Annotated in this window: 21 protein-coding genes; 1 reads left to right on the top strand and 20 read right to left on the bottom strand. The window is 67.2% G+C overall.

Annotated elements, in window-relative coordinates; translation table 11 throughout:
- Positions 1-29: 29 nt before the first annotated feature.
- The 14 genes from TVNIR_RS15840 to TVNIR_RS15775 form a co-directional block, all read right to left on the bottom strand.
- Positions 30-1,040 (bottom strand): zinc-dependent alcohol dehydrogenase family protein, encoded by a 1,011-nt coding sequence (locus TVNIR_RS15840; protein ID WP_015260083.1) that lies wholly within the window; start codon positions 1,038-1,040, stop codon positions 30-32.
- A gap of 223 nt (positions 1,041-1,263) precedes the next feature.
- The gene (locus TVNIR_RS15835; protein ID WP_015260082.1) at positions 1,264-2,019 is read right to left on the bottom strand and encodes a sulfite exporter TauE/SafE family protein; all 756 of its coding nucleotides are present in this window, start codon (positions 2,017-2,019) and stop codon (positions 1,264-1,266) included.
- A 1-nt stretch (position 2,020) separates the two neighbouring features.
- Entirely contained in the window at positions 2,021-3,985 is a 1,965-nt protein-coding gene (locus TVNIR_RS15830) for a TRAP transporter permease (RefSeq protein WP_015260081.1), read from the bottom strand.
- 60 nt (positions 3,986-4,045) lie between these two features.
- Positions 4,046-5,119: a TAXI family TRAP transporter solute-binding subunit gene (locus tag TVNIR_RS15825; RefSeq protein WP_015260080.1), complete on the bottom strand. Its 1,074-nt coding sequence runs from the start codon at positions 5,117-5,119 to the stop codon at positions 4,046-4,048.
- Positions 5,120-5,426: 307 nt separating this feature from the next.
- Positions 5,427-6,419, bottom strand: coding sequence for an MDR family oxidoreductase (locus TVNIR_RS15820; RefSeq protein WP_015260079.1), 993 nt, complete (start codon positions 6,417-6,419; stop codon positions 5,427-5,429).
- A gap of 70 nt (positions 6,420-6,489) precedes the next feature.
- Positions 6,490-7,440, bottom strand: coding sequence for an MBL fold metallo-hydrolase (locus tag TVNIR_RS15815; RefSeq protein ID WP_015260078.1), 951 nt, complete (start codon positions 7,438-7,440; stop codon positions 6,490-6,492).
- Between the two features lie 317 nt (positions 7,441-7,757).
- On the bottom strand, positions 7,758-9,206 hold the full coding sequence (locus tag TVNIR_RS15810; RefSeq protein ID WP_015260077.1) for a bifunctional 2-methylcitrate dehydratase/aconitate hydratase: 1,449 nt from the start codon (positions 9,204-9,206) through the stop codon (positions 7,758-7,760).
- Between the two features lie 148 nt (positions 9,207-9,354).
- A complete protein-coding gene (gene prpC, locus TVNIR_RS15805) occupies positions 9,355-10,512 on the bottom strand; it encodes a bifunctional 2-methylcitrate synthase/citrate synthase (RefSeq protein WP_015260076.1) in 1,158 nt (385 codons plus the stop codon).
- Positions 10,505-11,416 carry a methylisocitrate lyase gene (gene prpB, locus TVNIR_RS15800; RefSeq protein ID WP_015260075.1) on the bottom strand — a complete coding sequence of 304 codons (912 nt, stop codon included), beginning with the start codon at positions 11,414-11,416 and terminating at the stop codon, positions 10,505-10,507. The genes prpC and prpB overlap by 8 nt, the downstream gene beginning before the upstream one ends.
- 359 nt (positions 11,417-11,775) lie before the next feature.
- Positions 11,776-12,237 carry a hypothetical protein gene (locus tag TVNIR_RS15795; protein WP_015260074.1) on the bottom strand — a complete coding sequence of 154 codons (462 nt, stop codon included), beginning with the start codon at positions 12,235-12,237 and terminating at the stop codon, positions 11,776-11,778.
- A gap of 208 nt (positions 12,238-12,445) precedes the next feature.
- Positions 12,446-14,260 carry an energy transducer TonB gene (locus tag TVNIR_RS15790; RefSeq protein ID WP_237251659.1) on the bottom strand — a complete coding sequence of 605 codons (1,815 nt, stop codon included), beginning with the start codon at positions 14,258-14,260 and terminating at the stop codon, positions 12,446-12,448.
- Between the two features lie 23 nt (positions 14,261-14,283).
- Positions 14,284-14,709, bottom strand: a complete 426-nt coding sequence (locus tag TVNIR_RS15785; protein ID WP_015260072.1) for an ExbD/TolR family protein — start codon at positions 14,707-14,709, stop codon at positions 14,284-14,286.
- The gene (locus TVNIR_RS15780) at positions 14,706-15,110 is read right to left on the bottom strand and encodes an ExbD/TolR family protein (RefSeq protein ID WP_015260071.1); all 405 of its coding nucleotides are present in this window, start codon (positions 15,108-15,110) and stop codon (positions 14,706-14,708) included. Before TVNIR_RS15780 ends, TVNIR_RS15785 begins: the two co-directional genes overlap by 4 nt.
- Positions 15,091-15,813 carry a MotA/TolQ/ExbB proton channel family protein gene (locus TVNIR_RS15775; RefSeq protein WP_015260070.1) on the bottom strand — a complete coding sequence of 241 codons (723 nt, stop codon included), beginning with the start codon at positions 15,811-15,813 and terminating at the stop codon, positions 15,091-15,093. Before TVNIR_RS15775 ends, TVNIR_RS15780 begins: the two co-directional genes overlap by 20 nt.
- 378 nt (positions 15,814-16,191) lie before the next feature.
- On the opposite strand from TVNIR_RS15775, the gene TVNIR_RS15770 reads away from it, so the two are divergent.
- Positions 16,192-17,430, top strand: coding sequence for an alpha/beta hydrolase family protein (locus TVNIR_RS15770; protein WP_015260068.1), 1,239 nt, complete (start codon positions 16,192-16,194; stop codon positions 17,428-17,430).
- Between the two features lie 168 nt (positions 17,431-17,598).
- On the opposite strand, the gene TVNIR_RS15765 is transcribed toward TVNIR_RS15770, so the two are convergent.
- The 6 genes from TVNIR_RS15765 to TVNIR_RS15740 all read right to left on the bottom strand — a co-directional run bounded on the left by TVNIR_RS15765 (position 17,599) and on the right by TVNIR_RS15740 (position 26,175).
- Complete coding sequence (locus TVNIR_RS15765) at positions 17,599-18,375, bottom strand: hypothetical protein (RefSeq protein ID WP_083499484.1); 777 nt, start codon at positions 18,373-18,375, stop codon at positions 17,599-17,601.
- 330 nt (positions 18,376-18,705) lie between these two features.
- The gene (locus TVNIR_RS15760; RefSeq protein ID WP_015260065.1) at positions 18,706-19,134 is read right to left on the bottom strand and encodes a GlcG/HbpS family heme-binding protein; all 429 of its coding nucleotides are present in this window, start codon (positions 19,132-19,134) and stop codon (positions 18,706-18,708) included.
- A 103-nt stretch (positions 19,135-19,237) separates the two neighbouring features.
- Positions 19,238-20,155, bottom strand: a complete 918-nt coding sequence (gene iolE / locus TVNIR_RS15755; RefSeq protein WP_015260064.1) for a myo-inosose-2 dehydratase — start codon at positions 20,153-20,155, stop codon at positions 19,238-19,240.
- A gap of 3 nt (positions 20,156-20,158) precedes the next feature.
- Positions 20,159-22,873: an MGH1-like glycoside hydrolase domain-containing protein gene (locus TVNIR_RS15750; protein WP_015260063.1), complete on the bottom strand. Its 2,715-nt coding sequence runs from the start codon at positions 22,871-22,873 to the stop codon at positions 20,159-20,161.
- Entirely contained in the window at positions 22,870-24,900 is a 2,031-nt protein-coding gene (locus TVNIR_RS15745) for an amylo-alpha-1,6-glucosidase (protein ID WP_015260062.1), read from the bottom strand. Before TVNIR_RS15745 ends, TVNIR_RS15750 begins: the two co-directional genes overlap by 4 nt.
- A 3-nt stretch (positions 24,901-24,903) precedes the next feature.
- Positions 24,904-26,175 (bottom strand): FG-GAP and VCBS repeat-containing protein, encoded by a 1,272-nt coding sequence (locus TVNIR_RS15740; protein ID WP_015260061.1) that lies wholly within the window; start codon positions 26,173-26,175, stop codon positions 24,904-24,906.
- Between the last annotated feature and the right edge of the window lie 13 nt (positions 26,176-26,188).

Genomic DNA, 26,188 nt, shown 5'->3' with positions numbered 1-26,188 from the left:
GCATAGACGGCGCCGAGGGCGGCAGCCGGTTACGGGTACCGGTCCTCGTCCCCGTTCCGGGTCAGCAGGATCTTGCCCACGGCCTCGCCCGACTCGAGGTAGCGGTGCGCGTCGGCAATCTGCGCGAATGTGAACCGCCGTTCGGCCAGCAGGGGGCGTAACGTGCCTGCCTCCACCATCTCGGCCAGGTTGCTGAGGATCCACGACTGGTGTTTGAGTTCCAGCCCGTAGAGCAGCGGCACCGAGCGGAAGATCACGTGCAGGGTCAGGTTTTTCGCGTGCAGCGGCGACAGGTCGTGGGTCGAGCGCGTGTTGATCGAGCAGACCCGGGCCGACACCGCGGCCGCCTCGAAGCTGGCATCGAGGTTGGGTCCGCCGACGGTATCGAACACCAGAGGAAACCCGGCGCCGCCGGTCAGGCGCCCGACGTAGTCGGCGACCGGTTCCTGTCGGTAGAGGATGATGTCGTCGGCGCCGAGATCGCGGGCGATCGCGGCCTTTTGTTCGCTGGACACCGTGGTCGCCACACGCGCCCCGCGGGCCTTGGCGAGCTGGACCGCCACGTGACCGACACCGCCGGTACCGGCATGCACCAGCACGTGTTCGCCCGGCTGGATGTCGGCCCGGTCGACCAGCGCGCTCCAGGCGGTCATGAATACCAGCGGCAGTACCGCGCATTCCTCGAGCGGCAGCCGCTTCGGAGCCTGTGTCACCAGGTTCGCGTCGGCCACCATGAAGTCCGCGAGTGCCCCCGGGTGGCCGCGTACTCCTCCCGCGCAGCCGACCACGGCGTCGCCGACCTGGAAGCCCGCCACGCCTTCACCGACCTGGTCGACGATACCTGCAACGTCACCGTTCAGGATTGCCGGGAACTCCGGACCGGAACGGACCAGCCCCTTGCGGATTTTGATCTCGAGCGGATTCACGCTCGAGGCGTGCACGCGGATGCGCAGCTGGCCGGGCTCTGCCTGCGGATCGGGCAGGGTAGCCGGTTCGAACACTTCTGGGCCGCCGTAGCGGTGGATCACGAAGGCCTTCACTGTGAAATGACTCCTCTTGGTATGCGAATGGGCCGGGATCCATCTGAGCTTCGCAATGGATCCATTTCCGGGCACCGCGTAGAGCACGAAACCGCAGCGTGATGCGCCGCGGCGTCCAGGGTGCAATGGCGCTGGAGCACTGGCCGGCTCCGGGGCGGCGGCAGCCGGCCTGCGGCCGTTGCCTCCCGACGTTCCCGGGCAGGGGTGCGTATCGCCATGATCGTCAAAGCAGATCGAGCAGCAGTTTGACGATGATTACCGCGATCACCGCCAACGTGAAGCGCTGCACCAATATCGTGCCGCTCGGACCCAGCGTCACGTGGACTGCCGCCCAGGCGCCGGTCATGCTGCCGGCGGCAAGCACCAGCCCATAGGACCAGCTCACGTTCCCGGTCGCGGCGAAAATCAGCAGCGTCGGAATCATGTAGATCAGCACCACTGTCACCTTCAGCGCATTCACCTGCACCAGGTCGATCGCGAGCACGCGGTGCAGCAATACGATGAACAGGATGCCGACCGCGACCTGGAGGAAACCGCCGTAGAAGCCGATCACGAACATCGCCGCCAGCACCGGCCAGCGCAACTGAGCGGGGGCGAGCGTCAGCGTGCGGACCTGCGCGGGGGCGGGCATCAACATGATCGCGCTGGCCCCGATCATCACCAGGATCAGCACCCAGCGGAACAGGTCGTCGCCGACCCGCACCGCGCCCCAGGCACCGAGCAGCGCCCCGAGCACCGCCGGGACCGATAGCAGCCATGCCAGCCCACGGAACCGGTGACCCGCTCGCCGGAAGCGCCAGACCGCGGTGATGTTCTGCAGCACGATGCTCACGCGGTTGGTGCCATTCGCGTTCGACGCGTCCAACCCCATGAACATCAGCACCGGCAGCGTCAGCATCGATCCACCGGCCGAGAGCACGTTCAGGAAACCGGCGAGCGCGCCCACCGCCAGCAGCAGCAACGCCTCGGGGGCCGTCATCTCAGCCGGGCAGCCTTCGGAAACGCCACGCGCCAGCCAGTGTCAGCAGCAGCGTGGGGGCGGCGAACAACGCGGCCACCGACGGGTCGGGGTGGAAGATCGTTGCGCCGGCGATTCCGGCGAGGCCGATCCGCATGGGCAGGTCCAGCGCGCGCCTGGTATGGAATCGGCCCTGCAATGCAAAGCTGAGCGCCAGCGTTCCGGTCAGCACCAGCGCAAACGCCGGCAGCTGAGCCCAGCCAGGCTCGACGACCAGGTCCGGGCGACTGAACACCGCGCCCATCATCACCAGCAGCGGCATGCACAACACCAGCGCCGCGAGCATTGTGCGCACGAACGGCGCGTCCGCGATGCGCGAGGTCACGGCGGCGGTCACCGAGGTCGGCGGCGAAAGCTCGCCGAACACTGCGACCAGGAAGATGAAGAAATGCACCACCCAGGGATCGAGGCCGGCGCGGATCATGAACGGTGCGACGACGATCGCGGTCACGATGTAGGTCGGCGCAACCGGCAGCCCCATTCCGATCAGGTAGCCGAACGCGAATGCGACCAGCCCCATCACGAACAGGTTGATCGCCGCACCCTCCATCAGCAGCACGCCGACCTTGGTCGGGATGCCGGTGATGGTGAACATCGCGGTCAGGATGCCCAGCGTCGCGAGCAGGATCGTGAGCTCGCCGGTGATGGTCGCGAACGACTCGATCAGGCGCAGGAACGGCCGTGTCAGCTCGCGCAGAGACCAGGCGCGCGCGCGCACCGAACGCACCGCGAAGGCCACGGTCAGGAACCCGAACAGGTATACGAACACGGTCTGCGCCGAGGTCATCGCCGGCCGGCGTTCGACGCCCATCAAGTAGATCAGGCCGCCGACCGCGATCAGGTAGGACAGGATGTTGGTCCAGTCCATGAACCGCATCGGGCGCACGTCCGGGGTGACCGCGCGCGTGTAGTGCCGCGCCGCGAGCAGCCACACCGCGAACGCCACGCCGAGAAAGTAGACGATCGCCGGCGCAAAACCCCGGGCGACCACGTCGAAATAGCTCTTCCCCATGTAGTCGGCCATCAGAAAGGCCGCGATGCCCATCAGCGGCGGCATCAACTGGCCGCCCAGCGACGACGCCGTCTCCACCGCGGCGGCGGTGACCCTGGGGAATCCGGCCTTGATCAACACCGGGATCGTCGCCGAGCCGGTGGTGGCAGCGTTGGCGGCACCCGACCCCGAGACCGCCGCCACCGCGAACGAGCCGAACACCGCGGCCTGCGGCAGGGTCCGGGGCGAGTGCAGGGCGACCCGCGACGAACCGGTCAGGATCGAGTCGATGCAGCCGAAGGCGCGCAACACGGCGAGCACCAGGATGAACGACCCGATCAGCGTCAGGCCGAGCTGCGGCAGGCGCTCGAACACGCCGGTCGTCATCTCGACGCTGACCGCGCTGACGATCCGCGTCCAGTCCATGCCGGGGTGATGGAACATCCCGGGAACCACGTTGCCGTAGACCGCGTACAGGATCAGCGCCAGGTTCAGCAGGAACAGCGCGAAATAGCGCCGGCGCGTGTACTCCAGCACCAGCGCCGCGACCGCACCACCCACCGCGAGGTCGGTCGCGCTCCAGATCCCGAGCCGGTAGATCCGGATCTCGTCGAACTCCCGGTACAGGTACCAGGCCGCGTACAGCGCCACCCCGCAGTACAGCAGCGCGATCACGAACGGCGCGACGCTGCCGAGCCGCGGGTAGAGCGCCCCGTGGCGCAGGTCGTTCAGGAAGACCAGGCAGACGGTGAGCGGGACTGCGGTCACCGCGAGCAGGGTCGGGCCTCCCGTCCCGGTCAGGTAATACCGCGACAGGTAGCCGAAGAACGCGATCCCGGTGAGGAAGAAAAGAACCTGCGCGGCGCCCCGGAGCAGGCGGTCGACGCGCGCCTCCGGCGGGCTATCCGGCGCGGCCGGCGGGCCCGCTTCAACCACCGGAGCCGGGCCCTGCTGAGAGGTGGCGGGGCCCAGGCAGGCCGCTCCGGCCGCCCGCGGTCATGAACCGGCGATACGGTCGTCCCAGTCTTCGTTCCAGGCATCGTGCTCGCGCAGATAGCGCGCGAGCCCCGGGTGCACCCTCACCGAATCCACCGACGCGGCGACGCCTCGGCGCTGGATCTCGACCATGTCGTCGCGGATCTGGCGGAAGGCCGCGTCCGAGCGTGCCAGTTCGTCGGCATGGGCCTCGATCACGGTCAGCATGCGGTAGACGTCGTCCTCGGGTACCTCCAGGCCGACGTGGAAGCCGTAGAAGAACGGTGCCAGCACGACCTCGTCCACGCCCAGGTCGGCCTGGAAAGCTTCGGCATCGACTCGCACCACCTCGAGCCCGGCGGCCTCCAGGCGCGCGATCTCGTCGTCGCTGGGGTTCAGTGCCGCGACGTCGGTCGAGAGCAGTGCCTCGATCACCCAGGGCGCCGGGCTGGCCTCGCCGGTGCTGTAGATCACGAAGGCGTCGATCGCGCCGCCGGAAAGCGACGAGGCCACCAGCCCGAGATCCACCTCGACGTAGCGGTGGCCGACGTCCAGCGCGTTCATCGCGCGTTCCAGCGTGGCCCGCACGTCCCACGGGGCCGGGCCGGTGAACACCGGGCGGTCTTCCAGATCCCCCCAGCCGCCGAACCGGTCGCGATCGGCGGTGCGCACGCCGAGTCCGACCTCCATCGTGTAGGCCCAGAACGACTGCACCGGCTCGCGCTGCACCTGGTCGCGGAAACCGCGGAAGCGTCCCTCGTTCGCAGCGAGTTCGCCGAACGCGATGTCGGCGCCGTAATAGCCGTCGAACTGCCCGACCGCATAGCCCCGCACCGTTGCCAGCGCACCTGGGGTCGGCAGCACGGTGATCGAGTAATCCGGCATCTCGCGATTCAGCATCGCCATCAGCGCGACCTTCGCGCGATGCCCCGCCGAGCCGACCGCCGACGTCGCCCAGCGCAGTTCCTGCGCCTGCTCGGACCGTGCTTCCTGAACCCCGCCGAGCCCAATGCCAAGGACCAGGGCCAGTCCCGTGAACGCTGTGATGAAGGGTCGTCTCACTGCATTTCCTCCTGGTGTAAGGGCACCGGGCATGCAGTGGCATCCGTTCTGGCTGCGCGCCTGTTCATCCCGGTTCCGCCGTCGACGGCGGCCGGGTCCGGCTGCCGCTTGTTCTGGTCATGGGGACCGGTCCCACTGGACACGGATCCCGGTGACAGGGGTTCGCCGTCCGCCCGTGTACCCCGTCGTCTGGCCGACGCGGGATCCAGGCAGGGCGCAGCCCCGATGGTGCTGTCGGTACGGGTGGACCGGTCGGCCCGAACCCCGTGCCGGTCTACTCGTCCCGGTCCAGACGAACCTAGACCAAGTGCCGGTGATCCGCAAAGCCCGCCGCGTGGGGTCAAAGCGTCACGACCACGCGCCCCCGCACCTTTCCTTCGAGCAGGCGGTTGGCATGGTCCACGAGTCCGTCGAGCCCGATCTCGGTGGTGATGGCGTCCAGCAACTCGGAAGGCAGCAACGACGTCAGGCGGTTCCAGGTCGCGAGCCGCGTGTCGCGTGGGCACATCACCGAATCGATGCCGAGCAGCTTCACGCCGCGCAGCAGGAACGGCAACATCGTGGTTCGCAGCGCCGTGCCGGCCGCGAGACCGCAGGCGGCGACCGAACTTCCGTAGCGCATCTCCGCGAGCAGGTGGGCCAGCGGGTCACCGCCGACCGCGTCGATGCATCCGGCCCAGCGCTCGCTCAGCAGTGGTTTTGCCGGCGGTTCGGCGAATTCCGACCGGTCGACGACCCGGCTGGCGCCGAGTGCCTCCAGGTATCCGGCGTTCTCGGGCCGGCCAGTCACTGCAGCCACGGTATGGCCCAGGCGGGCGAGCAGGGCGACCGCGATGCCGCCCAGGCCTCCGGAGGCGCCGGTGACCAGCACCTCGCCGTTGCCGGGCGCGAGGCCGTGGTCCTCGAGTGCCTGTACTGCGAGCATCGCGGTGAATCCCGCCGTGCCGATCGCCATCGCCCCGCGGGGCGTCAGATCCTCGGGGAGAGGAACCAGCCAGTCAGCCCGTACCCGCGCCATCTGCGCATAGCCGCCCCAGTGGGTCTCGCCGACGCGCCACCCGGTCAGCAGTACCGCGTCTCCGGGCCGAAAGCGTGTATCGCCCGATTCGACCACGGTGCCGGCGAGGTCGACCCCGGCTACATGGGGATAGCGCCGCACGAGGCGCCCCAGGCCCTTCAGGATCATCGCGTCCTTGTAGTTCAGTCCGGAATGCGAGACCCGCACCAGCACGTCGCCTGCGGGAAGGTCCGCGGGCCGGAGCCGCCGTACCGAAGCCACCAGGCCTTCCGGACCCTCCTCGAGCACCAGCGCGTCGAAATCGCCGTTCGTCATTCGATCCCCCCGCAGCGTGGCTCAGGTGCCGGGATGCCACCCGCCCCATTGATGATGCGTAGTCGGTGGGTCATGCGCCACTGTCGAGCCAGACCTCCAGACCCTGGACATTCAGATCGACGTCCGGGCCGAGCAGTTCGCGGATCCGCGCTTCGGGAAGGGTGCAGCCGTGATCGCGCAGGCGCACAAGCAGCATCTGCATCATGTCGTCGCACAACCGCTGGTGCCGGGACGGGCCGGCATCGGCATGGGCGCGGGCCATCTCGACGTAGCGATCGATCAGCTCGTGCAGATCGCGCTGCAGGCGGTGCAGGTCGCCGACGCGGCTGTAATGGGTCAGGTACATGTAATTCAGGCCCTGGGCCACGAGGCGGCCCACCGAAGCGTGCAGCGCCTCGGGATCGAACTGCACCGGGGTGGTGGTGGGCAACACGAACGGGCCGCGTCCGGTATCGAACCACCGGTACGACAGGCCGAAGGTATCGCCGGTGAAAATGCCGTCGCCGGTCTCGTCGACCACGCAGAAATGGTGCCGGGCGTGCCCGGGAGTGTCCAGGAAACGCAGCCTTCGGCCGTTGAGATCCACCTCGTCGCCGTCGGCCGCCTCGATCACGCGCTCGGCCGGCACCGGCACGACCTGTCCGAACAGCCGGTTCATCTCCCCCTCTCCGTAGACCGCTGCCGCACCCGCGTTAAGTTTCGCCGGGTCGATCATGTGCCGGGCACCGCGCGGGTGGATCACCAGGCGGGCGTTCGGCAGCTGGCGCAGCAACGCGCCGGCGCCGCCCGCATGGTCCAGGTGCACATGGGTCGGGATCACGAAGTCGACGTGTTCGCGCGGGACCCCCTTGCGTTCCAGCACCCACAGCAGCGCCGGCACCGAGTGCGCGGTACCCGTTTCGACGAAGGCGGCGCGCCCGTCCTCGACGATCAGGTAGGTGGACACCTGGCCCTGTCGAAAGAGCTGGGCGTCGATCATGGTGATGCCCCGGTCCAGATCCTCGTAATACACGTCGTTCATCCCGGTTCCCGAAACCCAAGTACGTAACTCAGTAGGACGCGCCGCGCCGCGAAAAAATCCATCGACCCGCACCGCAGGCACCTGGACCCAGGCACGTACACTGGGGGCCCGGTTCGGGTGCGCTCGCGCCTGCACCCGCCCTCGACCGGAGGATCAGCCCGCTGCTGTACGTCGTGCCGCAGGCACAATGTCGCGGGCGCTGGCGATGACATGCGGTCTGAGTGAGGCTGGGCTGGCGTGGGTCGTTGTGCGTCCTGCATCGGCACAACCCACGAGAATCCTTCACGGTGGGGGATGGCGGGCGCGCGGCATGGCAATCAGATGACGAACAGGTCCATGAACTCGTGTACCGGCGTTGCTGCCAGTCGATCCGCGTCCTTGCACAAATCGAATATCCGCTGGGACCGGTTCGCCGGAAAGCGCGTGTGCAGCGCGTCCCGAAACTTCCGTTCCAGCATCGGGATTCCTTCGGTTCTTCGCCGCCGGTGGCCGATCGGGTATTCGATCTCGACCTTTTCCGTACACGATCCGTCCGCGAAGAAGACCTGCACCGCGTTGGCAATCGAACGCCGGTCGGGGTCGTGGTACTCGCTCGAGTAGCGCGGATCCTCGGTCACGCGCATCTTCTCCCGCAGCGCGTCGATGCGCGGGTCGGCGGCGACTTCATCCTGATAGTGGTGCGCGGTCAGCTCGCCGTAGATCAGCGGCACCGCGACCATGTACTGCAGGCAGTGGTCGCGGTCCGCCGGGTTGTGCAACGGCCCGTCCTTGCTGATGATGCGCAGCGCCGATTCCTGGGTGGTCAGCTCGACGCGCTCGATCGCGTCGATCCGTTGCTTCACCTGCGGGTGCAGTTGCAGCGCGCATTCCACCGCCGTCTGCGCGTGGAACTCGGCCGGAAAACGGATTTTGAACAGGATGTTTTCGATCACGTAGCTGCCGTATTCGCGCTGGAAGTGGAACCGCTCGCCATTGAACAGCACGTCGTAGAAGCCCCAGCGCGGCGCCGTGAGTACGCTCTGCAGCCCCATCTCGCCGTTCATCACCATCAGCGCCAGCCGCACCGCGCGGGCACAAGCGTCGCCGGCCGCCCAGGACTTGCGCGATCCGGTGTTCGGCGCGTGGCGGTAGGTGCGCAGTGCCTGGCCGTCCACCCAGCTTTGCGAAACCGCGTCGAGCACCTGCTCGCGGGTGCCTCCGAGCATGTGCGCAGCTACGGCGGCGGAGGCGACCTTGACCAGCACCACGTGGTCCAGCCCCACCCGGTTGAAGCTGTTTTCCAGCGCCAGCACGCCCTGGATTTCGTAGGCCTTGACCATGTAGCGCAGCACGTCACCCGCGGTCATCGCCGCCTGGCCCGCTGCCGCTGCCTGGCGGCCGAGGTGGTCGGCCAGCGCCAGGATGGTCCCGAGGTTGTCCGACGGATGTCCCCACTCGGCGGCGAGCCAGGTGTCGTTGAAATCGAGCCAGCGCACCATCGCGCCGAGGTCGAAGGCCGCCTGGATCGGGTCGAGCTGGAACTGCGTCCCCGGCACGCGCGCGCCGTTCGGGACGACGGTACCGGGCACCACCGGGCCGAGGTGCCGGGTGCACTCCGGGTGCTGCAGCGCCAGCAGTGCGCAGCCGAGGGAATCCATCAGGCAATGGCGCGCGGTGTCCAGCGCCTCGGGGGAATCGACATGGTAGCCGTGCACGTAGTCGGCGACGGCCTGCAGTTCCGGGTCGGCGTCCGGACGGACGTTTGCGTCGGCGATGTGCTGGCTCACGCATCTACTCCTGGTGCCAAGGCTGGGATTGCCACGGCCGCGGTAGCCGTAGGTTGTGCCGCAGGCACGACATCCGCTGTCCATGCAGCGGATCCCGGTACGCAGCGTTCGGTAGGCGGGGCGGATGTCATGGACCGTGGTTTCCGGGTCAGCGCTGGTCGATGGGTACCCATCGCAGGTCTTCCGGTCCGGTGTAGTTCGCGCCGGGCCGAATGATCTTGCCGTCCTCGCGCTGTTCGATCACATGGGCGACCCAGCCGGTGGTGCGGGCGATCACGAAGAGCGGCGTGAAAAGCGCGGTTGGGATGCCCAGCATGTGGTAGGCCACCGCCGAGAACCAGTCGAGATTCGGGAACATCTTTTTCAGGTCCCACATCACGGACTCGATCCGGTCGGCAACCGAGTACATGCTGTTCAGCCCCCGCGCCTCGGAAAGGCGGCGCGCCACCGCCTTGATCACCGCGTTGCGCGGATCGCCGATCGTGTACACCGGATGGCCAAAGCCGAAGATGATCTCCTTGCGCGCTACGCGCTCGCGGATGTCGGCCTCGGCCTCGTCCGCGCTCCGGTAGCGCAATTGGATCGCGCATGCCGCCTCGTTCGCGCCGCCGTGCCTGGGCCCCCGCAGCGCGCCGATCGCACCGGTGATCGCCGAGTAGATGTCGGAGTGCGTGCCCGCAACCACCCGCGCGGTGAACGTGGACGCGTTGAACTCGTGTTCCGCGTACAGGTTCAGCGAGGTGTGCATCGCCCGTACCTGGATCGCCGATGGTGCGCGGGCGTGTGACAGGCGCAGAAAATGACCGCCGACGCTGTCGGCGTCGGTCGCCACATCGATGCGCCGGCCGTTGTGGGCGTAGTGGTACCAGTAGAGCAGCGCCGGGCCGAGGCAGGCGAGCAGCCGGTCGCCGATCGCGCGGGCGCCGGCCGCGTTCCTGTCCTCCTTCTCGGGTTCGAGCGTGCCGAGCATCGACACCGCGGTGCGCATCACGTCCATCGGGTGGGTGGACGCCGGGATCCGCTCCAGCACGACGCGCATCGCGGCGGGCAGGCCGCGCAGGCCGTGCAGGCGCTCCTTGTAGGCAGCCAGTTCCGCCCGGTTCGGCAGGCTGCCGTGGATCAGCAGGTGCGCGATCTCCTCGAACTGCGCTTCGTCGGCGAAATCGAGGATGTCGTAGCCGCGGTAGTGCAGGTCGTTGCCGGTGCGGCCGACGGTGCAGATCGCGGTATTGCCGGCGACGGCGCCGGACAACGCCACCGACTTCTTCGCCCGCAGTGCGCCTCCCGCATTTCCCGTGTCAGTCATCTGCCTCCCCCTCCTGCCGGCGAAAGAGCCGGTCCAGTTGCGCCTCGTAGGAGTGATAGCCCAGGTGCACGTAAAGCTGTTCGCGCGTCTGCATCAGCTCCAGCACGCCCCGCTGCGTGCCGTCGCGGCGGATCGCCTCGTAGACCCGCAGCGCCGCCTGGTTCATCGCCCGGAACGCGGACAGCGGGTAGAGCACCAGGCGGACACCGGCATTCCCGAGTTCCCGAGTGGTGAACAGCGGCGTCCTGCCGAACTCGGTGACGTTCGCGAGCACCGGCACCCCGACCGCATCCACGAAGCGCCGGTACTGCTCGAGTTCGTACACCGCCTCGGGAAAGATCATGTCCGCGCCGACCTCGACGCAGGCGATGGCACGTTCGATCGCGGCGTCGATACCCTCGACGGCCAGTGCGTCGGTGCGGGCCATGATCACGAAGTCGCGATCCCGGGCATCGGCGCAAGCCTTGATGCGGTCGGCCATTTCCCGTTGCGTGACGATCGCCTTGCCGGGGCGGTGCCCGCAGCGCTTCGCCTGCACCTGGTCTTCGATATGGCAGCCGGCGGCGTCGGCCCGGACCAGTTCACGTACCGTGCGGGCGATACTGAAGGTGCTGGAACCGAAGCCGGTGTCGGCGTCGACCAGCAGCGGCCGGTCCGTCGCGTAGGTGATGCGGCGCACATCCTCCAGCACGTCGTGGAGCGTGCTCATGCCGAGGTCTGGCAGCCCGAGCGAGCCAGCCGCGACGCCGCCCCCGGAAAGGTAGAGTGCCCGGTAGCCAGTCTGCTCCGCGAGCAACGCGTGGTAGGCGTTGACCGCGCCCATCACCTGCAGCGGCCGCTCCTGGTCCAGCGCGGCGCGCAGGCGTGCGCCGGGGGTGGCAGCCGCCGGTCCCGTATCGTTCATCCGCGTTCTCCCGTGCCCGTGCTTCCGAGGTTCCGATGATGCACGGTGCCATCGCAAGGCGGAACCTGATATACGCGATTCCCCCGTTCCCCCGGGCGAGTCGCCCCCGACGCGGGTTTCGTAGTTTGCGTTGACAGACAGAACGGCGTTGGCCATTGGAGCCGGCTGCGCAGGTTGTGCCGAAATGCGCGATCGCCCACCGGCGCCAGGAACGGGCAGCGCGGGTTCCGGAAGATCCGCGCCGCTGGGGCTGTCGGAAGCGCCTGCGGCACGCCCGCGGAGCCGGATCCGGAACGAACCGGCCGGCTTCGGAGGTCGCGTCCGCATGCCGTGCAACGGCCGGCCCGACTCCAGGTCGGTCACTTGATGAACGGCACGCCCGCAATGCTGTCGGTTTCCATCTGCTCCAGGCAGTCACGGCGTTCACCGCTGGCGTCCTGACAGGCGATGACGTCGTTCAGCAGCAGGCGGCCGATGTCGGCGCAGGCCAGCCCGGCGATCGGAAACACGCGGACGCTGGTCTTGCCCGTGGGCAGCGGGGCCGCGTCGACCGCCAGCCGGCGCGCGATCACACCGTCGCCGTCGAAGATCACCACGTCCAGGCGCAGGCTCTCGAACGCAGCGGGGCTGCGGTTCTCCAGTACCAAGTAGGCGCGGCAGGAATCGTTGTCGGTTTCGAGCTTGTTCAACTGCACCGACACGGCCTGGCCGGTCTCGGCCAGGGAAGTCGACAGCGGCAGCATCCAGAGTGTGGCGAGGAACAGCAATGCCACGACGCCGGTGCCGGCGCGGTTCGGGAACAAGGAAAGGGCAGGGTGCATCACGGTCTCCTGGGGATCGATGGAAGTTGACGAACGGGAATGGCTTGATCTCGTGCCGGCGCTCGTGGCGGGATCCTGCGAAGCGATGGCAACGCCGGTCTGCCCCGAGTTGCCCGGGCTCGACCCGGGTGAGCGCAGCCGGCGACTGCAGGCTCGCTGCGCAAGGTGTCCGGCGTCATTCCGCGCATCCTCGCTTCCAGGGGCAGCATCAGCGTTCCAGCTGGAAATGGACCGGAAGGATCACCCGCACCCAGTCCGCGCCCATTTCCGGAGGGATCCACGGCAGCGGCTGTGCGCGGCGAATCATGTGCTCCACCGTGTTGTCCAGCGACCTGTGGCCCGAGCTTTGCATGATCGCATGATCCAGCACAAAGCCTTGCCGGTCCACCGTGAACAGCAGCAGCACGGTGCCCTCCTCGCGCCGTCGCTGCGCGATCCGGGGGTAATCCTTGTGTCGTTCCAGCGCCGCGTGCAGCGCGGCAAGGTAGCGCGCCTCGATTCCCGGCGCCGGAGTTCCCGGGGCGCGGGCCACGATCCCGGGCTCGGTCCGTTCCTGCAGGTCGTTGCGGTCCGGGCGCGCCAGGCCAGGATCCTCCTCCCGTTCCGGTGTCGGCTCCCGGTGCCCGGGCTGTGCCCCGGCCACGGGTGCTTGCGGTGCGGCGGGCGGATCGGGATCCGGAGTGACGGCTGTCCTGGGCTCCCGGGCCGGTTCGGGGGCCGGCTCGCGCGCCTGGACCACCTGCATCGGCGGAACCTCGGTCACGCGGACGGGTTCCGGCTCGCGTGGCGCCGGGATCTCCTCTGCCTCCCGGGGTAGCGCGGCCTCCGGCGCCACGTCCGGGACCGGGACGGCTGCCCCGGTGGCTGGCACCCGGGCCGCAACGGCCGGAACGAACTCACCGGGGGCCACTGCCACGGGATCCGCTTCGGCGAGGTTCACCGGGGCCGGAGCCGACAGCGGGCCGGGCGAAGGTAGAGCCTCGGGCCCGACGGCACTGACCAGTTCCGGGCCCTCTGCCGCCGCGGTTGGGGCGGGGGCGACCGGCGCCACGGCCACCGGATCCACGGCCACCGGATCCACGGCCACGACGACCGTGTCGGGATCGGTCAACAGGTCCGCAACCGTAGCCGGAGTGGCAAACACGACCGCCGGAGCATCCGCTTCCACGGTGATCGGCCCGGCGGGCGCCTCCAGCGGGGCGCCCGGCGTTGCAGCCGCCACGGTGGCGGGCGCGATCGCCTCCAGATCGGCCTCCGGCACCGGTACCTCCGGGCCGGCCGCGGGTTCGGCGGCAGCCACGGGATCCACGGCATCGAGCGGATCGATCGCGGCCACGGGCTCCGCGGCTGCGACTGCCTCGGCCACGGGAATCGCATCCGCGGCTCCCGGCGCCGCCTCCGGCGGCAGCGGATCCACCGCGTCAGCGGGCCGGTCCGGCACAGCGGTGTCTGCTGGACCAACGGTCTCGACCTCCACGGCAGGCCCCACCTCCACGGCAGGCCCCACCTCCACAGCCGGTTCGGTCGCGCGCAGGGGGGCGACCACCGGGGCCGCGACCGGTTCGGGCACCGCCCGCGATGTCGCCGCGACGGCCGGCAGCGGTTCGGCCGGGGGCACCCCGTCGAGTGCTTCGGCGGTGATGACCGCGTCGGGCGATGCGGCTATTTCCGCGGGGACGAGTGCGGCCACGCTCTCGGTGCCGACCGGTTCGGCGGTCTCAGGGGCAGCGGTGCCCGCGGGGTCTGCCGGCGCCGGCAGCGCTGCGACGGTTTCGGCAGGCAGCGCGGGCAGGGGTTCTGCTGGAAGGTCGGATACCCCGGCAGGCGCGGCCCCGGGTGATACCGGGTCCGGGGCCGCGGGGGATACCTCCTGCACCGCGCTTCCGAACCCCGGGAACAGCGCGATCTCGACGCCCGCAGGGGCGCCGGCGGGTGCCGCGGTCGGTTCCGGCCGTTTGCCCCAGGACATCAGGTACAGCGCCAGCACGAAGTGCAGGAGCAGCGCCCCGGCAACCCCTGTCACCCACTGTCCGCGGGTCGGGCGCATCATCGCCGCGGCAGCGTCAGCAGTTCCAGGCGTTCGACCCCGGCCGCGCGCAGCGCCTCCATCACCGCGACCACCCGTGTCGCCTCGGTTCTGCCGTCCGCCTGCAGATGGACGCGCAGCTCGCCGGTGTCCTGCGCGTCGATGCGGGTGCGGATGCGTGTCTCCAGTTCCCCCAGTTCGACCAGCCCGCCCGCTACCGCGAGCCGGCCGTCCCGCGCGATGAACACGGTCAGGTCTTCGGCCTGCGGCGTGCCGGCGCCTGCCGACTGCGCCGGTTCCATCTCGAACGGGCTCGAGGCGCTCATGTGCCCGGTGACCACGAAGAAGATCAGCAGCAGGAACACGATGTTGATCAGCGGGAGCACCCGGGCGTCGTGGTCCGGGGTGGGCCGCTGCAGCTTCAGGAATCGACCCTCGCCGATCATCGCGCCGGATCCCGGATCACCGAGACGTTCACTGTCCCCACGGCCACCAGCCGGTCCAGCACCGTCACCGTGCGTTGCAGATCGACCCCGGGGGTGGGTCGCACCAGCACCGTGGTCTCCGGCGCCCGCGCGACACGCGTGCCGACGCGCTCGGCCACCGTGTCCAGCGGCAGAAACTCTCCGGCGAAGCGCAGCCCGTCGGGACGAATCTCGACCAGTAGCGCTCCCTCGACCGATCCGCCCGCGGCCCCGGTCGTCGGCGCCGTCAGCCCGATCGCGCGCCAGTCCGTGAAACTCGAGGCGAGCATGAAGAACACCAGCAGGATGAAGACGACGTCGATCAGCGGAGTCAGGCTGATCAGCCCCCTGCGGCGCGTGCGCCTAACCTGGAGCGCGGGCATCGCTGCCGAGCCTCGGCGCATCGTCGTCATCGGCGTTCGCGCGTACCGACCCCGTGAACAACTCCTCGGTGAACAGCCGGGTAACCAGGTCGTCCATCCGATGGCCGATGCGCTCGACGCGGCCCTCCAGCCAGTTCAGCACCGCCACGACGGGGATCGCGACAGCGAGTCCGACCGCGGTTGTCAGCAGGGCTTCCCAGATGCCGCCGGAGAGCACGGTGACGTCGACCTGGGCGCCGGCCTTTTCCAGCGCCTGGAAGGCCTTGATCATCCCGACCACGGTGCCGAACAGCCCGAGCAGCGGTGCCAACGAGCCAATCACTTCCAGCGGGCGCAGACCGCTGCGCAAATCCTGCAGTGCCGCGTTGCCGTAGCGAATCATCTCTTCCCGGATCGTGTCCTGCGGCAGGCCCCGCTGCACGCCGTTCAGGCCGCGCGCGAGCATCTGCGCGGCGGGGTTGGGCGAGCGTTCGGCGCGGCGGATCGCATCGCGGGTGCGGCCGGCACGGTACAGCGACAGGGCCTTTTCGACCCCGCGCTGTTGCCCGATGCGCAGGCCGGAGAAATGCGCGAGCTTGGTCAGGATGACAGCCAGCGCGAACGCCGACATCCCGAGCAGGATTACCACCACGGGTCCTCCCAGGTCGAGAAAGCGCAGGAACTGATCTTGGTCCCAGCCCAGGGCGCTCAATTGGTCGAGCATCGCGAACCTCATCCGGCAGCAGCGCGCGCCGGTCAGCAAAGGGTTAAGGAAGAAGACAAGTGTATGAGCACACCGTTGCACCGACAAATGGCGCGCTGGCCCCCGGGCCACGACGAATCCATGGGGTCGGGTATTGGACCGGCAGAGGTACAGTGGGGCGCGGGGTTCACGATCGCGGATCGACTCAGCGCAACTGTTGGAGCCGTGGCCGGGTTGGCGTAGCATGCTCGGCCATCGTCCGATTTCCCGGCTCCGATGCAACGTGTCGCGGTGCGCCCGTTGTGTCGGAGCGGCCCGGGAATCGGGCTGTCTCGTTCCATCAAGAGGGGGCAGTGCGCCGGGGGATCCCGGGTCGTTATCGGCGGAGGAGACACGGATATGGGCAACGTTGAACGTGGCGCCACGCGAATCCACGGGTTTCATTCAGGAGAATTGGATTTCCAGTTGATGCGGGTGCTTGGCGCTTGCAGTTCCGGCGGTGGCAGCCCCGGCGAGATCATGGCTGCGCGAAGCCGCATGGACGATGACGATCCCGCGCGGTGGCCGGGGGCATTTGCGGCAACTGCCGACGATCTGATGGAAAAGGCGGATCTTGCGATGGCCAGGGGGCACGTCGTGTCAGCGCGCGACCATCTGCTGCGGGCGGCGAACTATTATCGCTCGGCGGAGTATTTCTCGGACCCCTTTGGCGCCGAAGCACAGCGACTGGGGTTGGCGAGCAGGGATGCCTTCGTTGCTGCAACCCGGCATCTGCCATTCGTCGTCAAGGCCGTGGATATCCCGTTCGAGGGTGCGGATCTGCCTGGCTACCTCGTTGTGCCACCCGGCGTTTCCGGATCGAACAAGGCGGTGATCTGTATGACCGGCTTCGACGGGACGGCCGAGGAGCTTTATTTCGAGACTGCCTTTGACGCGGTTCAGCGGGGGTTCACGGTGCTGATTGCGGAAGGCCCCGGGCAGGTCGGCACCATGCGCCGGTATCCCGATCTTACCTTCAGGCCGGATTATGAAGTGCCGCTCCGCGCCGTCGTCGATTTCGCCCTGTCATGCCGCGAAATCGCCCCGGATCGCCTTGCACTGTACGGAATCAGTTTTGGCGGCTACTTCGTGACCCGTACAGCCACGTACGACCGGCGCATCAAGGCCTTGATCGCCAACGCGCCCATCAGCGACATGCACGCCTACCTGTCCGGCCTTGCGTCAGCGGGGTTCGGGATGGACAAGGGTGGCGGAGACCTCCGCCTGGAGGAGATCGACCAGGTGCCGGACGACATCATGCCGACCACCACCAAGCTCGCGTTCAAGGCGGTGTGCCGCCGCTACGGCGTCGCCAGTTTCAGCGAGTGGATGGCCGCGCTGGAGGCGTACCGCGTCGAGGATCTGAGTCGCATCACCTGCCCGTCACTGGCCCTCGGAGGTGCGGGCGAGGGCGATGAAACGCTGCGGCAGATCGAGGCGTTTGCGGCATCGGTGTCGGGTTCCGTCACCACGCGAATCTTCGCAACGCGGGAGGGGGCCGACATGCATTGCCAGATGGGCAACTATCCCCTGTCCAATGCGGTCGTGTACGACTGGCTCGACGAAACGCTCGAAGAGCCGTCCACAGGAACGGACTGATGAGCTACGCGCTGCGCCAGGTCTTGCCGCGGCGCTTTTCGAGTGCCTGGTAATGGCCCTTCAACGCCGGAATCGTCGTGAGACCAGGGTCAGTATCGTATTGAATCGAACGGTTATCCGGGTCCGGACTCGGCAGCGGCCCGAACCACCCCGAAATGCGGCGCGGCCTCACAGCAGGTGAAGTACGTACGCAACGGGAACACCGAATAGCACTGCCCCCAGGACGAAGCTCGGCACGCAGGAAGCGCGGTCGTCGGGAATCTCGTTACGAAACACGTTCTGCAGCAAGTAGCCCGCCAGCAGGGCCACGATCAGGTCGGAGACGAACTCGGACGGTTCGAGCATCAGCCCCATGCCCCAGGCGATCAGAGGAGCACTCGCGAGTAGATAGCGCCCCCAGTGCAGGTAGGCCTCGTCGTGGTGAACGCTCATCAGGTAGTCCTTGTACACCAGGTGCATTCCGATTGCCGCCACGGAAAAGTAGACCATGGCGCCGTGTTGCAGCACCTGGTCGGGCATCGCGTAGATGATGCCCCAGGTGTAAAGCCAGACCGTCCCGATGTGCAGGGATGCCATACGGAACGCATCAGAACCCCGGGACTCCGATGGGCGCCGCTGCAGCAGGTAGAGCTCCAGGGCGTAGAAGCCCACCAGGCCCGCCAGCACCATGGGGTAGACGATATTGCCGACCTGACCGTGGATGTATTCGAACTCCGGCAGCAGGATCAGGATCGCATACGCTACCGCCATGCCGCCGGCCAATGAGTAGGCATGCCGGTCGTAAGAGGCGAACAGCCGGCGGCAATGCGGGGCAAGCAGGTGGATGGCGGCAAACGCCATGGCGGCCGCGAGGGTGTACGGGTGACCGGCAATGGTCGTGTATGTAACCTCGCCGTGCTCCACGGCCAGGGAGGTCGCGACATCGATTGAACTTGGTGTTTGCATTTCCTGGCTTCCCAGCGGTTCCGCAGTCGCAGTGGCGCGAAGCGAATGATAACCCGGCCTCCGCACGCCGAACGGCATTCCCTGCGCCAGGCGCGCGCGACGCCTGTATACGGACAGGTGCTGGGCGGGGTGGTGGGTCCACGCGATCCCCCGGGTTGATCAGGGTCCGAATGGCGGTGATGCGCTCAACCCCATGCGCCGATCGCGGAATCGGGTCCGCGGCAAATGCACGCGGGTCTTGGGCGGCACCCACACGTGGTGCAGTCTGCATCTGGGAACCCAGCCTCGTGGCAAGAAAGGCGGCGGCCGGGCATACCGGAGAACGGGTTGTCAGCGAGGCGGGGGGCGCTGAATGGCTTCTGCGCCCGCTTGCGCGATGGCCTGGTCATTCTCGACCGAGTCTCCCGACACACCGATGGCGCCGATCACGGTGTCGCCGTCCGCGATCGGGATGCCGCCCCCAAAGCTGACCAACCCGCCATTGGAGTGCTCGATGCCGTACAACGGGCCCTCCGGCCTGGAAAGCTCGCCGATGGTGCCTGACGGCAGGTTGAACAGCCGCGCGGTGCGTGCTTTCTTCAGGGCGACGTCGATCGAGCCCAGCAGCGCGCCGTCCATGCGCACGAAGGCCTTCAGGTTGGCCCCTGCGTCGACCAGGGCGATGTCGGACAGACATCCGAGTTCCGTGGCCTTCCCGATTGCTGCCGCGATAGCCGATTGGGCCTGATCGAGCGACAGATCCTTCGTTACCAGCGCCATGACGCCTCCTCGGGTGGGATTTCGTGAACCGATCGCAGCGGGTCGTGAACGGCGGTCGCCTCAGCGCATGTCGACCACCCGGAGTCGCGCAATGCGAAAAGGTTCACAGCCCCGTCACCTCGCGCAGGTACTCGCGTGCCATCTTTGCGTATTCCAGAGGCGCGGCCCTGGCGGGATCCTGTTCGGCCTCGACCACCAGCCAGCCCTGGTAGTCGTTCTCCGCAAGCACCTGCACGATGGGTCGGAAGTCGATGCAGCCACTGGGATCGCCCGGGACGGTGAAGATGCCTTCCTGGATCGCCTCCTTGAACGAGAGGTGGTCCCTGATCACCCGGTCCCGCACGGGCTGCCTGAGATTCTTGAAGTGCAGGTGTCCGATCCGTGACGCATGGTCCCGGGCCAGACTCAGCGGATCATCGCCCGAGAACAGCAGGTGCGCGGTGTCCAAAAGCAGATGGACATGCTCCGGGTCGGTCGACGCCAGCAACCGGTCCACCTCGGCTCGCGTCTGGACACCGGTGCCCATGTGATGGTGGTAGCAAAGCCGGATCCCCTCGGTGCTGGCGATTCGGCCCAGTTCGTTGAGCCCCGACGCGAGCGTATCCCACTGGCGGTCGTCGAACACGGGACGGTTGGCGAACAGCGCCACCGGGCGCTGGTGCACCGAGTGCCCTAGTTCGGCGACGACCATGGCGCTGCCGTTCACGGACTTGATGAACTCGAGTGACTGCCGGAACTCCGCGACCGTCCGCTCATACATGGCCTCGCAGGTGAAGAAGAGGCTCGTCCAGGGTTCGGAAACGCGCAGGCCCCGGAGGCCGAGCTCACGCGTGAGTTCCTCGACGTCGGTCGGGAACTTGTGGCCGACACTGCAGCCTTCGAACCCCGCCAGCGCCATTTCGCTCACGCACTGGCCGAACGGGATCCCGATATCGATATCCAGAAAATCGTCGTTCCACCACAGGGTGGGGGTGACACCGAATGAAATCTTGTTCCGGTCCAGCTTCGCGTCGTTTGCCATGTTTCAGCCCTTGCTGCTGAGGAGTTCTGCGGCCAGCCCCGTCCACCCGGTCTGATGGGAGGCGCCAATGCCGGCCCCGTTGTCGCCATGAAAGTACTCGTAGAACAGGAACAGGTCGCGCCAGTTGGGATCGTCCTGGAAGATCTCGTTGCCCCCGTGGACGGGACGTCTTCCAGCGGTGCCCCGTTCGAAGATTCCGACCAGGCGTTCGGCCAGATCGTCGGCGATCTCCCGAAGGTCGCATCTGCGGCCGGAGCGGGCGGGATACTCGATCTGGAAGCTGTCACCGAAGAACGCGTGATAGCGCCGTAGCGCGTCGATCAGCAGAAAGTTGATCGGGAACCATACTGGTCCGCGCCAGTTGGAATTGCCGCCAAAAAGACCGACCGACGACTCTGCCGGTTCATAGCGCTCACTGAGCGTCACCCCATCGATTTGCATGCTGAACGGTTTGTCCCGATAGGCCCGCGAGATGCCCCGGATGCCGTGAGGGCTGAGGAACTCGAGTTCGTCGAACACGCGGGTGAGCACGCGCCGGAGCTGTTCCGGTTTGACGAAGGTGAGCAGATGGCGCTCGGCACCCGAGTCATGCGTCGTCAGCGCCTGGTCGAGCAGTTCGGGATGCTGCGCAACGAACCACTCGATGCGCCCCTTGAGCCCCTTCGCGCTGGTCGGCTCGATCGCATCGAGATCCAGGACGGCCACCGGGAACAGCGCCACGATCCCCACCAGCGATCGCAGGCGCAGGGTATGGTACTGCTCGGGGTTTCCGCCGACCTTCAGGACATCATAGAAGAAGCCGTCCTCGTCGTCCCACACCGACACCTGGCCTTGCGAACGGCGCTCGATGCTGTTCATCGCGTCGGCGATGAAAACGAAATGCTGGAAGAACTTGCTCGCGAGTCGGGCATATTCGGTTGCGCCGTGTTCAGCCAGAATCAAGGCCATCTCCATCACGTTCAGGCTGAACATGCCCATCCAGCTGGTGCCATCGGACTGATAGAGATCCAGCGGTCTTCCCAGCTGCCCTTCCAGCTCGCCCAAGTGGCTTCGATCGATCACGGAGATGTTGTCAAGGCCCAGAAACCCTCCCTCGAACAGGTTCCTGTTGGAAGGATCCTTGCGATTCGTCCACCAGGTGAAATACATCAGGCAGTAGCGGAAGACGTCGGCAAGAAAGCGGGTGTCGCCGTCTCCGCCGCGTTGCTGCTTGTCGATGTGGAAGATGCGCAGCGCCGCCCAGGCGTGCAGCGGCGGATTGACGTCGTTGAACGACCACTCGTAGGCTGGAATGGCGCCGTTCGGGGACATGAAGAATTCACGTGCAAGGATCAGCAGCTGCTCCTTGGCGAACTCGGCGTCGAGGCGTGCAAACACCACAGCCTGAAAGCACAGGTCCCAGGAAGCGAACCAGGGATACTCCCACTTGTCCGGCATCGACAGGATATGGTCGGCGTGGAAGTGGACCCATTCGCGGTTGCGTTCGCGCGACGCGGGTGGCGCGGGGCCCGCCGGGTCGCCCTTGAGCCAATCCTTGACGATGTAGTGGTAGTACTGCTTGCTCCACAGCATGCCGGCGTACGCCTGGCGCTGAATGGCGCGGCGTTCCTCGCTCAGGTCCTGCGGCTGCAGGGCAGTGTGGAACTCGTCGGCTTCGGCCGAGCGTGTCCGCAGCACGGTGTCGAAGTCGGGACCGAACGGGTCGGCCATTGCGAGGTCATCGCACAGGCGCAGCCGGATCTCCTGCGTGGCACCGGGCGCGATCTCCAGGCGGTACACGGCCGCTGCCTTGGTGCCGGTCAGGGTGGGATCGACCGTGGGACTGCCGTTCACGATGTGATCGTTGATGCCGTCCTTGGGATAGGGAGGACTGTCGGCCATGCCCCATAGCCGCGCGGCATTGCTCTCGTTGTTTGCGAACAGGAGATCGTCGGTCCCCTGGCAATAGAGCGCCATCGGGTCGAGGCTGTCGTCGCCGGGGGCAGGCGTCGCGAGCACTGTGGAGATCCCAGCGCCATCGACGGGCTTCTTCCCCGCGAGATTTGGCGGCATGGACTCGAGATACCACGACCAGGTGTTCCGGAACCACAACGTCGGCAGCAGGTACAGGGTGGCGGGGTCAGGGCCGCGATTGGTTGCGCGGATCCTGACCAGGATGTCCTGGACCGCTCCCTTGGCATACTCGACCTCGACGTCGAAGTACCGATCGTCGGCGAAAACCCCGGTATCGATGAGCTCGAACTCCATCGCTCCCGGGTCGGTCTGCTTGCGTCGTGCGTTCTCTGCGACCAGCCATTCGTAGGGAAACGCCTGCTGGGGGTACTTGTACAGCCACTTCATGTAGCTGTGGGTCGGCGTATTGTCGAGGTAGAAATAGTATTCCTTGACGTCTTCGCCGTGGTTGCCCTCGGAGTTGGTCAGGCCGAACAGCCGTTCCTTCAAGATAAGGTCGCGGCCGTTCCAGAGCGCCAGGGCAAAACACAGCCGCTGCTGATCGTCCGAGATGCCGGCGAGACCGTCCTCGCCCCAGCGATAAGCGCGCGATCGCGCGTGGTCGTGCGGGAAATAATCCCAGGCATTGCCACCGGGGCTGTAGTCCTCGCGCACCGTGCCCCATTGGCGCTCGGAGAGATACGGCCCCCAGCGCAGCCAGCTCTCGGGGTGCCGGGCCGCATAGCTGCTGCGGAGACGGTCTGCTTCCTTCCCTTTCATCATCATGCGTCGACCTTCGGTGGTGGCTGGGAAACCGGGTCATGCGCCGTCTCGAAGCGCTCGATGCGCACCAGGGCGCGCAGAACCTCGCCGACACTCCATGCCTGAGCGATGCAACCTCTGGGCTCGAACGGGGCGTCCCCGTCGAAAATCTCGCTGATGGTGCCCAGTCCGGCATTGCCCAGGTGGTCGCCGAAGGGCTGCAACAGGCGCCGAGCCGCAGCGGGATCCTTGCGAACCCGCAGGTGTGCATCGACAAAAGGCCCGATCAGCCAGGCCCAGACCGTGCCCTGATGGTAGGCGCCGTCTCGATGGAACTGGTCGCCCTGATAGATTCCCTGGTAGGCGGTTTCCGACACTGCCAGGGAGCGCAGGCCATGCGAAGTCAGCAGGGTGCGGGCACAGGCATCGAGTACCAGGCCCTGCCGCTCCGGCGGTAGCGGGGACGCGTGGAGCGCCACCGCCAGGATCTGATTGGGGCGCAGGCAGGCTTCGTGCCCATCGGGTCCATCGAGTACATCGAAACAATGGCCCGTATCGGGATTCCAGAAGCGATCGAAGCCGGCCAGTGCCACACGGGCCCGCTCCCGGTAGGCCGCGCCGTCCTCGCCAAGCCGCTCGGCAAAATCGGCCATCGCACACAGGGCGTTGTACCAGAGCGCGTTGACTTCAACGGGTTTTCCGCTGCGCGGCGTGATCACATGGTCGCCGACCTTCGCATCCATCCACGTCAGCTGCACGCCATCGTGCTGCCAGCGCAGCAGGCCGTCGGCGGGGTCCACCCGGATGCCGTAGCGCGTACCCTTCACATGCCAGTCGACGATGTCCCGCAGCGTGGGCAACAGTCTGCGCAGCAGCGCATCGTCGCCGGTAGCCTCGTGATAGGCACGTACCGCCTCGAAGTACCAGAGCGTCGCGTCGACCGTGTTGTACTCCGGCTGTTCGCCTGCGTCGGGGAAACGGTTGGGGAGCATGCCGTCGCTGACGAACTGCGCGAAGGTCTCGAGGATCGGAGCGGCGATCTCCGGACGTCCGGCCGCGAGCGTCAGGCCCGGCAGGCTGATCATCGTGTCGCGTCCCCAGTCACCGAACCAGTGATACCCGGCGATCACGCTCTTGCCGTTGGGCCGCCCGGGAGAGGGCCGGTCCACGACGAACTGGTCGGCGGCGAGCACCAGCTGCTCGACCCACGGTTCAGGTTCGCCTGCGCCACCGGCGCGGGCGTTCCGCCACCGTTGCAGTAGCATTCGATCGCGTTCCCGGCGCCGCTCCAGGGCCCCAGTGTCGAGCGTGGGCGATTCTTCGGCGCTGGCCAGCAACACGAGCGTCTCGCCCGGGGCGATGCTGGCCTCGAAGGTGGCGGCGTGCACGTGGTCGTCGCAGTCGCGCAGGCCGCGCAGCGCTTCTGCTGGGAGCGCGAAATCGTGGTACATCTCGCAAGCGGCCGATATCGCCCCCGAGTTCGTTGCAAGCGTCAGCGCCAGCGCGTCGGGTCCGCCCGAAACCACGCACACGCGATCGCCGAGGACCTCGACCGAGACCGGCCAGGCGACCTGCCCGGTATTGTGAAACACCCGGTTGTCCACGATTGCCGCGGTGCTCAGTCGTACCGGTTCCACGGCCGCCACCACGGTGTACGCCACGTAGGTGGTGTTGGCTCCGTGCTCCATCCACACGCGCTTTTCGATCAGGGCATCGGCGCAGGCGAAGCACCACCGTGGGACCGAGCCCTCAAGATCGAAGGACTGCATGTTCCGGTAGCCGTGCGGCGCGATGTCGCCGCTCGCCCACCGGTTGCTGCTCAGAGCATGGGTGCCGCCGCGATAGGTTACGGTCTCTTCGAACTTCACCAGCATCAGGCGCCGGTCCACGGGGGGGCGCACGGCCGCGACCAGCAGGCCGTGATACGAACGGGTGAGCGATCCCGCCACAGTGCCCGAGGCGTAGCCGCCCGTGCCGTTGGTTACCAGCCACTCCCGCGACTCGGCAGTGCCCAGGTTGCCGGTGACTTCGCGGCCGAAGCGGATGGGCATCGCCTAAAGGCTCGCGAACCGGTTCAGGTAGATGTTGACCTGCGAGTTGTCGCAGAGGTAGTAGCCGGGGGTGTAATAGCCGGTGGTGGCGAAGTCCAGACGTCCGTCGCCGTCGAAATCGCCGACCGCGATGCGGGCAGCCGATGCGGACGAGACGCGCCAGCGCTCGAACAGACCTTGCTCGACGTCGATGGCCTTGTAGTAGTAGACACCCTGATGGGGCAGCGGACCCCGAAGCGCCACCAGGAACTCGTCGTCGCCGTCGCCATCGAAGTCGCCGGCCACGACGTGGTGGCCGGGCCCTTGAGTCTCGGGGTCGAAGGGTCCGAAGGTGTCGAGGATGGTTCGGCGCCAGGGATGATCGGTCAGCGCCTGGCCGGGTTTGCGCGTGTAGACGGTGACGATGTTGCCGTGAAAGGGGTCGATCGTCGCGATGTAGGCATAGGGATCGTTCCCCACGCGGCCATAGGCGACGTTCCCGCACCCCCGGAACGTGCCCGCCTGTCCGGTCTGATCACCCGCACCGAACGGTATCGTCTGCCATCGGGACTGTTCGACGTCGTAGTAAAACCAGCTGATGCCCTCTTCGCTGGCCAGCAGCACGGAGTCGAGCCCGACGCCGGAGCGTCCGCCAAATTTCTCGCGGACCACGCCATGGATGATGCGAAAGCTCTCGTTGTCGATGATGCGGCCGCGCCAGGAGGGGGCGGAGTGGACGTCATCCGGGCGGTCGAAGATCGTGACCGCGACCGGCTCATGGACCCCCTTGCCATAGGGCTGGCAGCCGACCACCGGCAAGGCCATCAACTCCAGCCGCTCGGTTTGCGTGAAATGCCCGAGTTGCAGGCGATGCGCCGCCATCAGGTCGCTGACGAAGTGCACCTTCCAGAGCTCATCGTCATCGTAATGCCCGGGGTTCTCGAGCCAGGAGATCTTGCCGTCTTCCGGCCGGCACCAGAACATGCAGTTGCCGTAATTGTGGGAGATCACCAGATCGTTGCGCCCGTTGCCGGCGATGTCGCCGGTATCGATGGCGACCGGCAACGGGAAATCGGCGATGGTCCGCCGCTTCCATGTCGGGTTCTCGTACCAGACGACCCGGCCCACGGCCAGGCCCGAAGTGACCAGATCCAGCTTGCCATTGCCGTTGATGTCCACGGCCTGGATCCAGTAACCGTCGTCCTGTTGGTTGGCGAGAGTCACCTTCTCGAAGAATGGCGCGCCGAGGGTGCCATCGTTCATGAACTCAAGGAGATTTCCGGGTTCGTTGCTCATAGGACGCCCTTTT

Source organism: Thioalkalivibrio nitratireducens DSM 14787 (assembly GCF_000321415.2).
GTDB lineage: Bacteria > Pseudomonadota > Gammaproteobacteria > Ectothiorhodospirales > Ectothiorhodospiraceae > Thioalkalivibrio > Thioalkalivibrio nitratireducens.
Note: the sequence above shows the minus strand (reverse complement) of the source record. Positions and strands in the feature narration are given on the sequence as shown.

Bases quoted from the DNA above. Each gene is read 5' to 3' on its own strand.
- TVNIR_RS15795 (WP_015260074.1), bottom strand. From the start codon at position 12,237: ATGCACCCTGCCCTTTCCTTGTTCCCGAACCGCGCCGGCACCGGCGTC.
- TVNIR_RS15815 (WP_015260078.1), bottom strand. From the start codon at position 7,440: ATGAACGACGTGTATTACGAGGATCTGGACCGGGGCATCACCATGATC.
- TVNIR_RS15825 (WP_015260080.1), bottom strand. From the start codon at position 5,119: ATGCCCGGTGCCCTTACACCAGGAGGAAATGCAGTGAGACGACCCTTC.
- TVNIR_RS15750 (WP_015260063.1), bottom strand. From the start codon at position 22,873: ATGATGATGAAAGGGAAGGAAGCAGACCGTCTCCGCAGCAGCTATGCG.
- prpB (WP_015260075.1), bottom strand. From the start codon at position 11,416: ATGAACGATACGGGACCGGCGGCTGCCACCCCCGGCGCACGCCTGCGC.
- TVNIR_RS15745 (WP_015260062.1), bottom strand. From the start codon at position 24,900: ATGCCCATCCGCTTCGGCCGCGAAGTCACCGGCAACCTGGGCACTGCC.
- TVNIR_RS15835 (WP_015260082.1), bottom strand. From the start codon at position 2,019: ATGACGGCCCCCGAGGCGTTGCTGCTGCTGGCGGTGGGCGCGCTCGCC.
- TVNIR_RS15775 (WP_015260070.1), bottom strand. From the start codon at position 15,813: ATGCTCGACCAATTGAGCGCCCTGGGCTGGGACCAAGATCAGTTCCTG.
- TVNIR_RS15740 (WP_015260061.1), bottom strand. From the start codon at position 26,175: ATGAGCAACGAACCCGGAAATCTCCTTGAGTTCATGAACGATGGCACC.
- TVNIR_RS15820 (WP_015260079.1), bottom strand. From the start codon at position 6,419: ATGACGAACGGCGATTTCGACGCGCTGGTGCTCGAGGAGGGTCCGGAA.
- iolE (WP_015260064.1), bottom strand. From the start codon at position 20,155: ATGGCAAACGACGCGAAGCTGGACCGGAACAAGATTTCATTCGGTGTC.
- TVNIR_RS15770 (WP_015260068.1), top strand. From the start codon at position 16,192: ATGGGCAACGTTGAACGTGGCGCCACGCGAATCCACGGGTTTCATTCA.
- TVNIR_RS15760 (WP_015260065.1), bottom strand. From the start codon at position 19,134: ATGGCGCTGGTAACGAAGGATCTGTCGCTCGATCAGGCCCAATCGGCT.
- TVNIR_RS15785 (WP_015260072.1), bottom strand. From the start codon at position 14,709: ATGATCGGCGAGGGTCGATTCCTGAAGCTGCAGCGGCCCACCCCGGAC.
- TVNIR_RS15765 (WP_083499484.1), bottom strand. From the start codon at position 18,375: ATGCAAACACCAAGTTCAATCGATGTCGCGACCTCCCTGGCCGTGGAG.
- prpC (WP_015260076.1), bottom strand. From the start codon at position 10,512: ATGACTGACACGGGAAATGCGGGAGGCGCACTGCGGGCGAAGAAGTCG.
- TVNIR_RS15780 (WP_015260071.1), bottom strand. From the start codon at position 15,110: ATGCCCGCGCTCCAGGTTAGGCGCACGCGCCGCAGGGGGCTGATCAGC.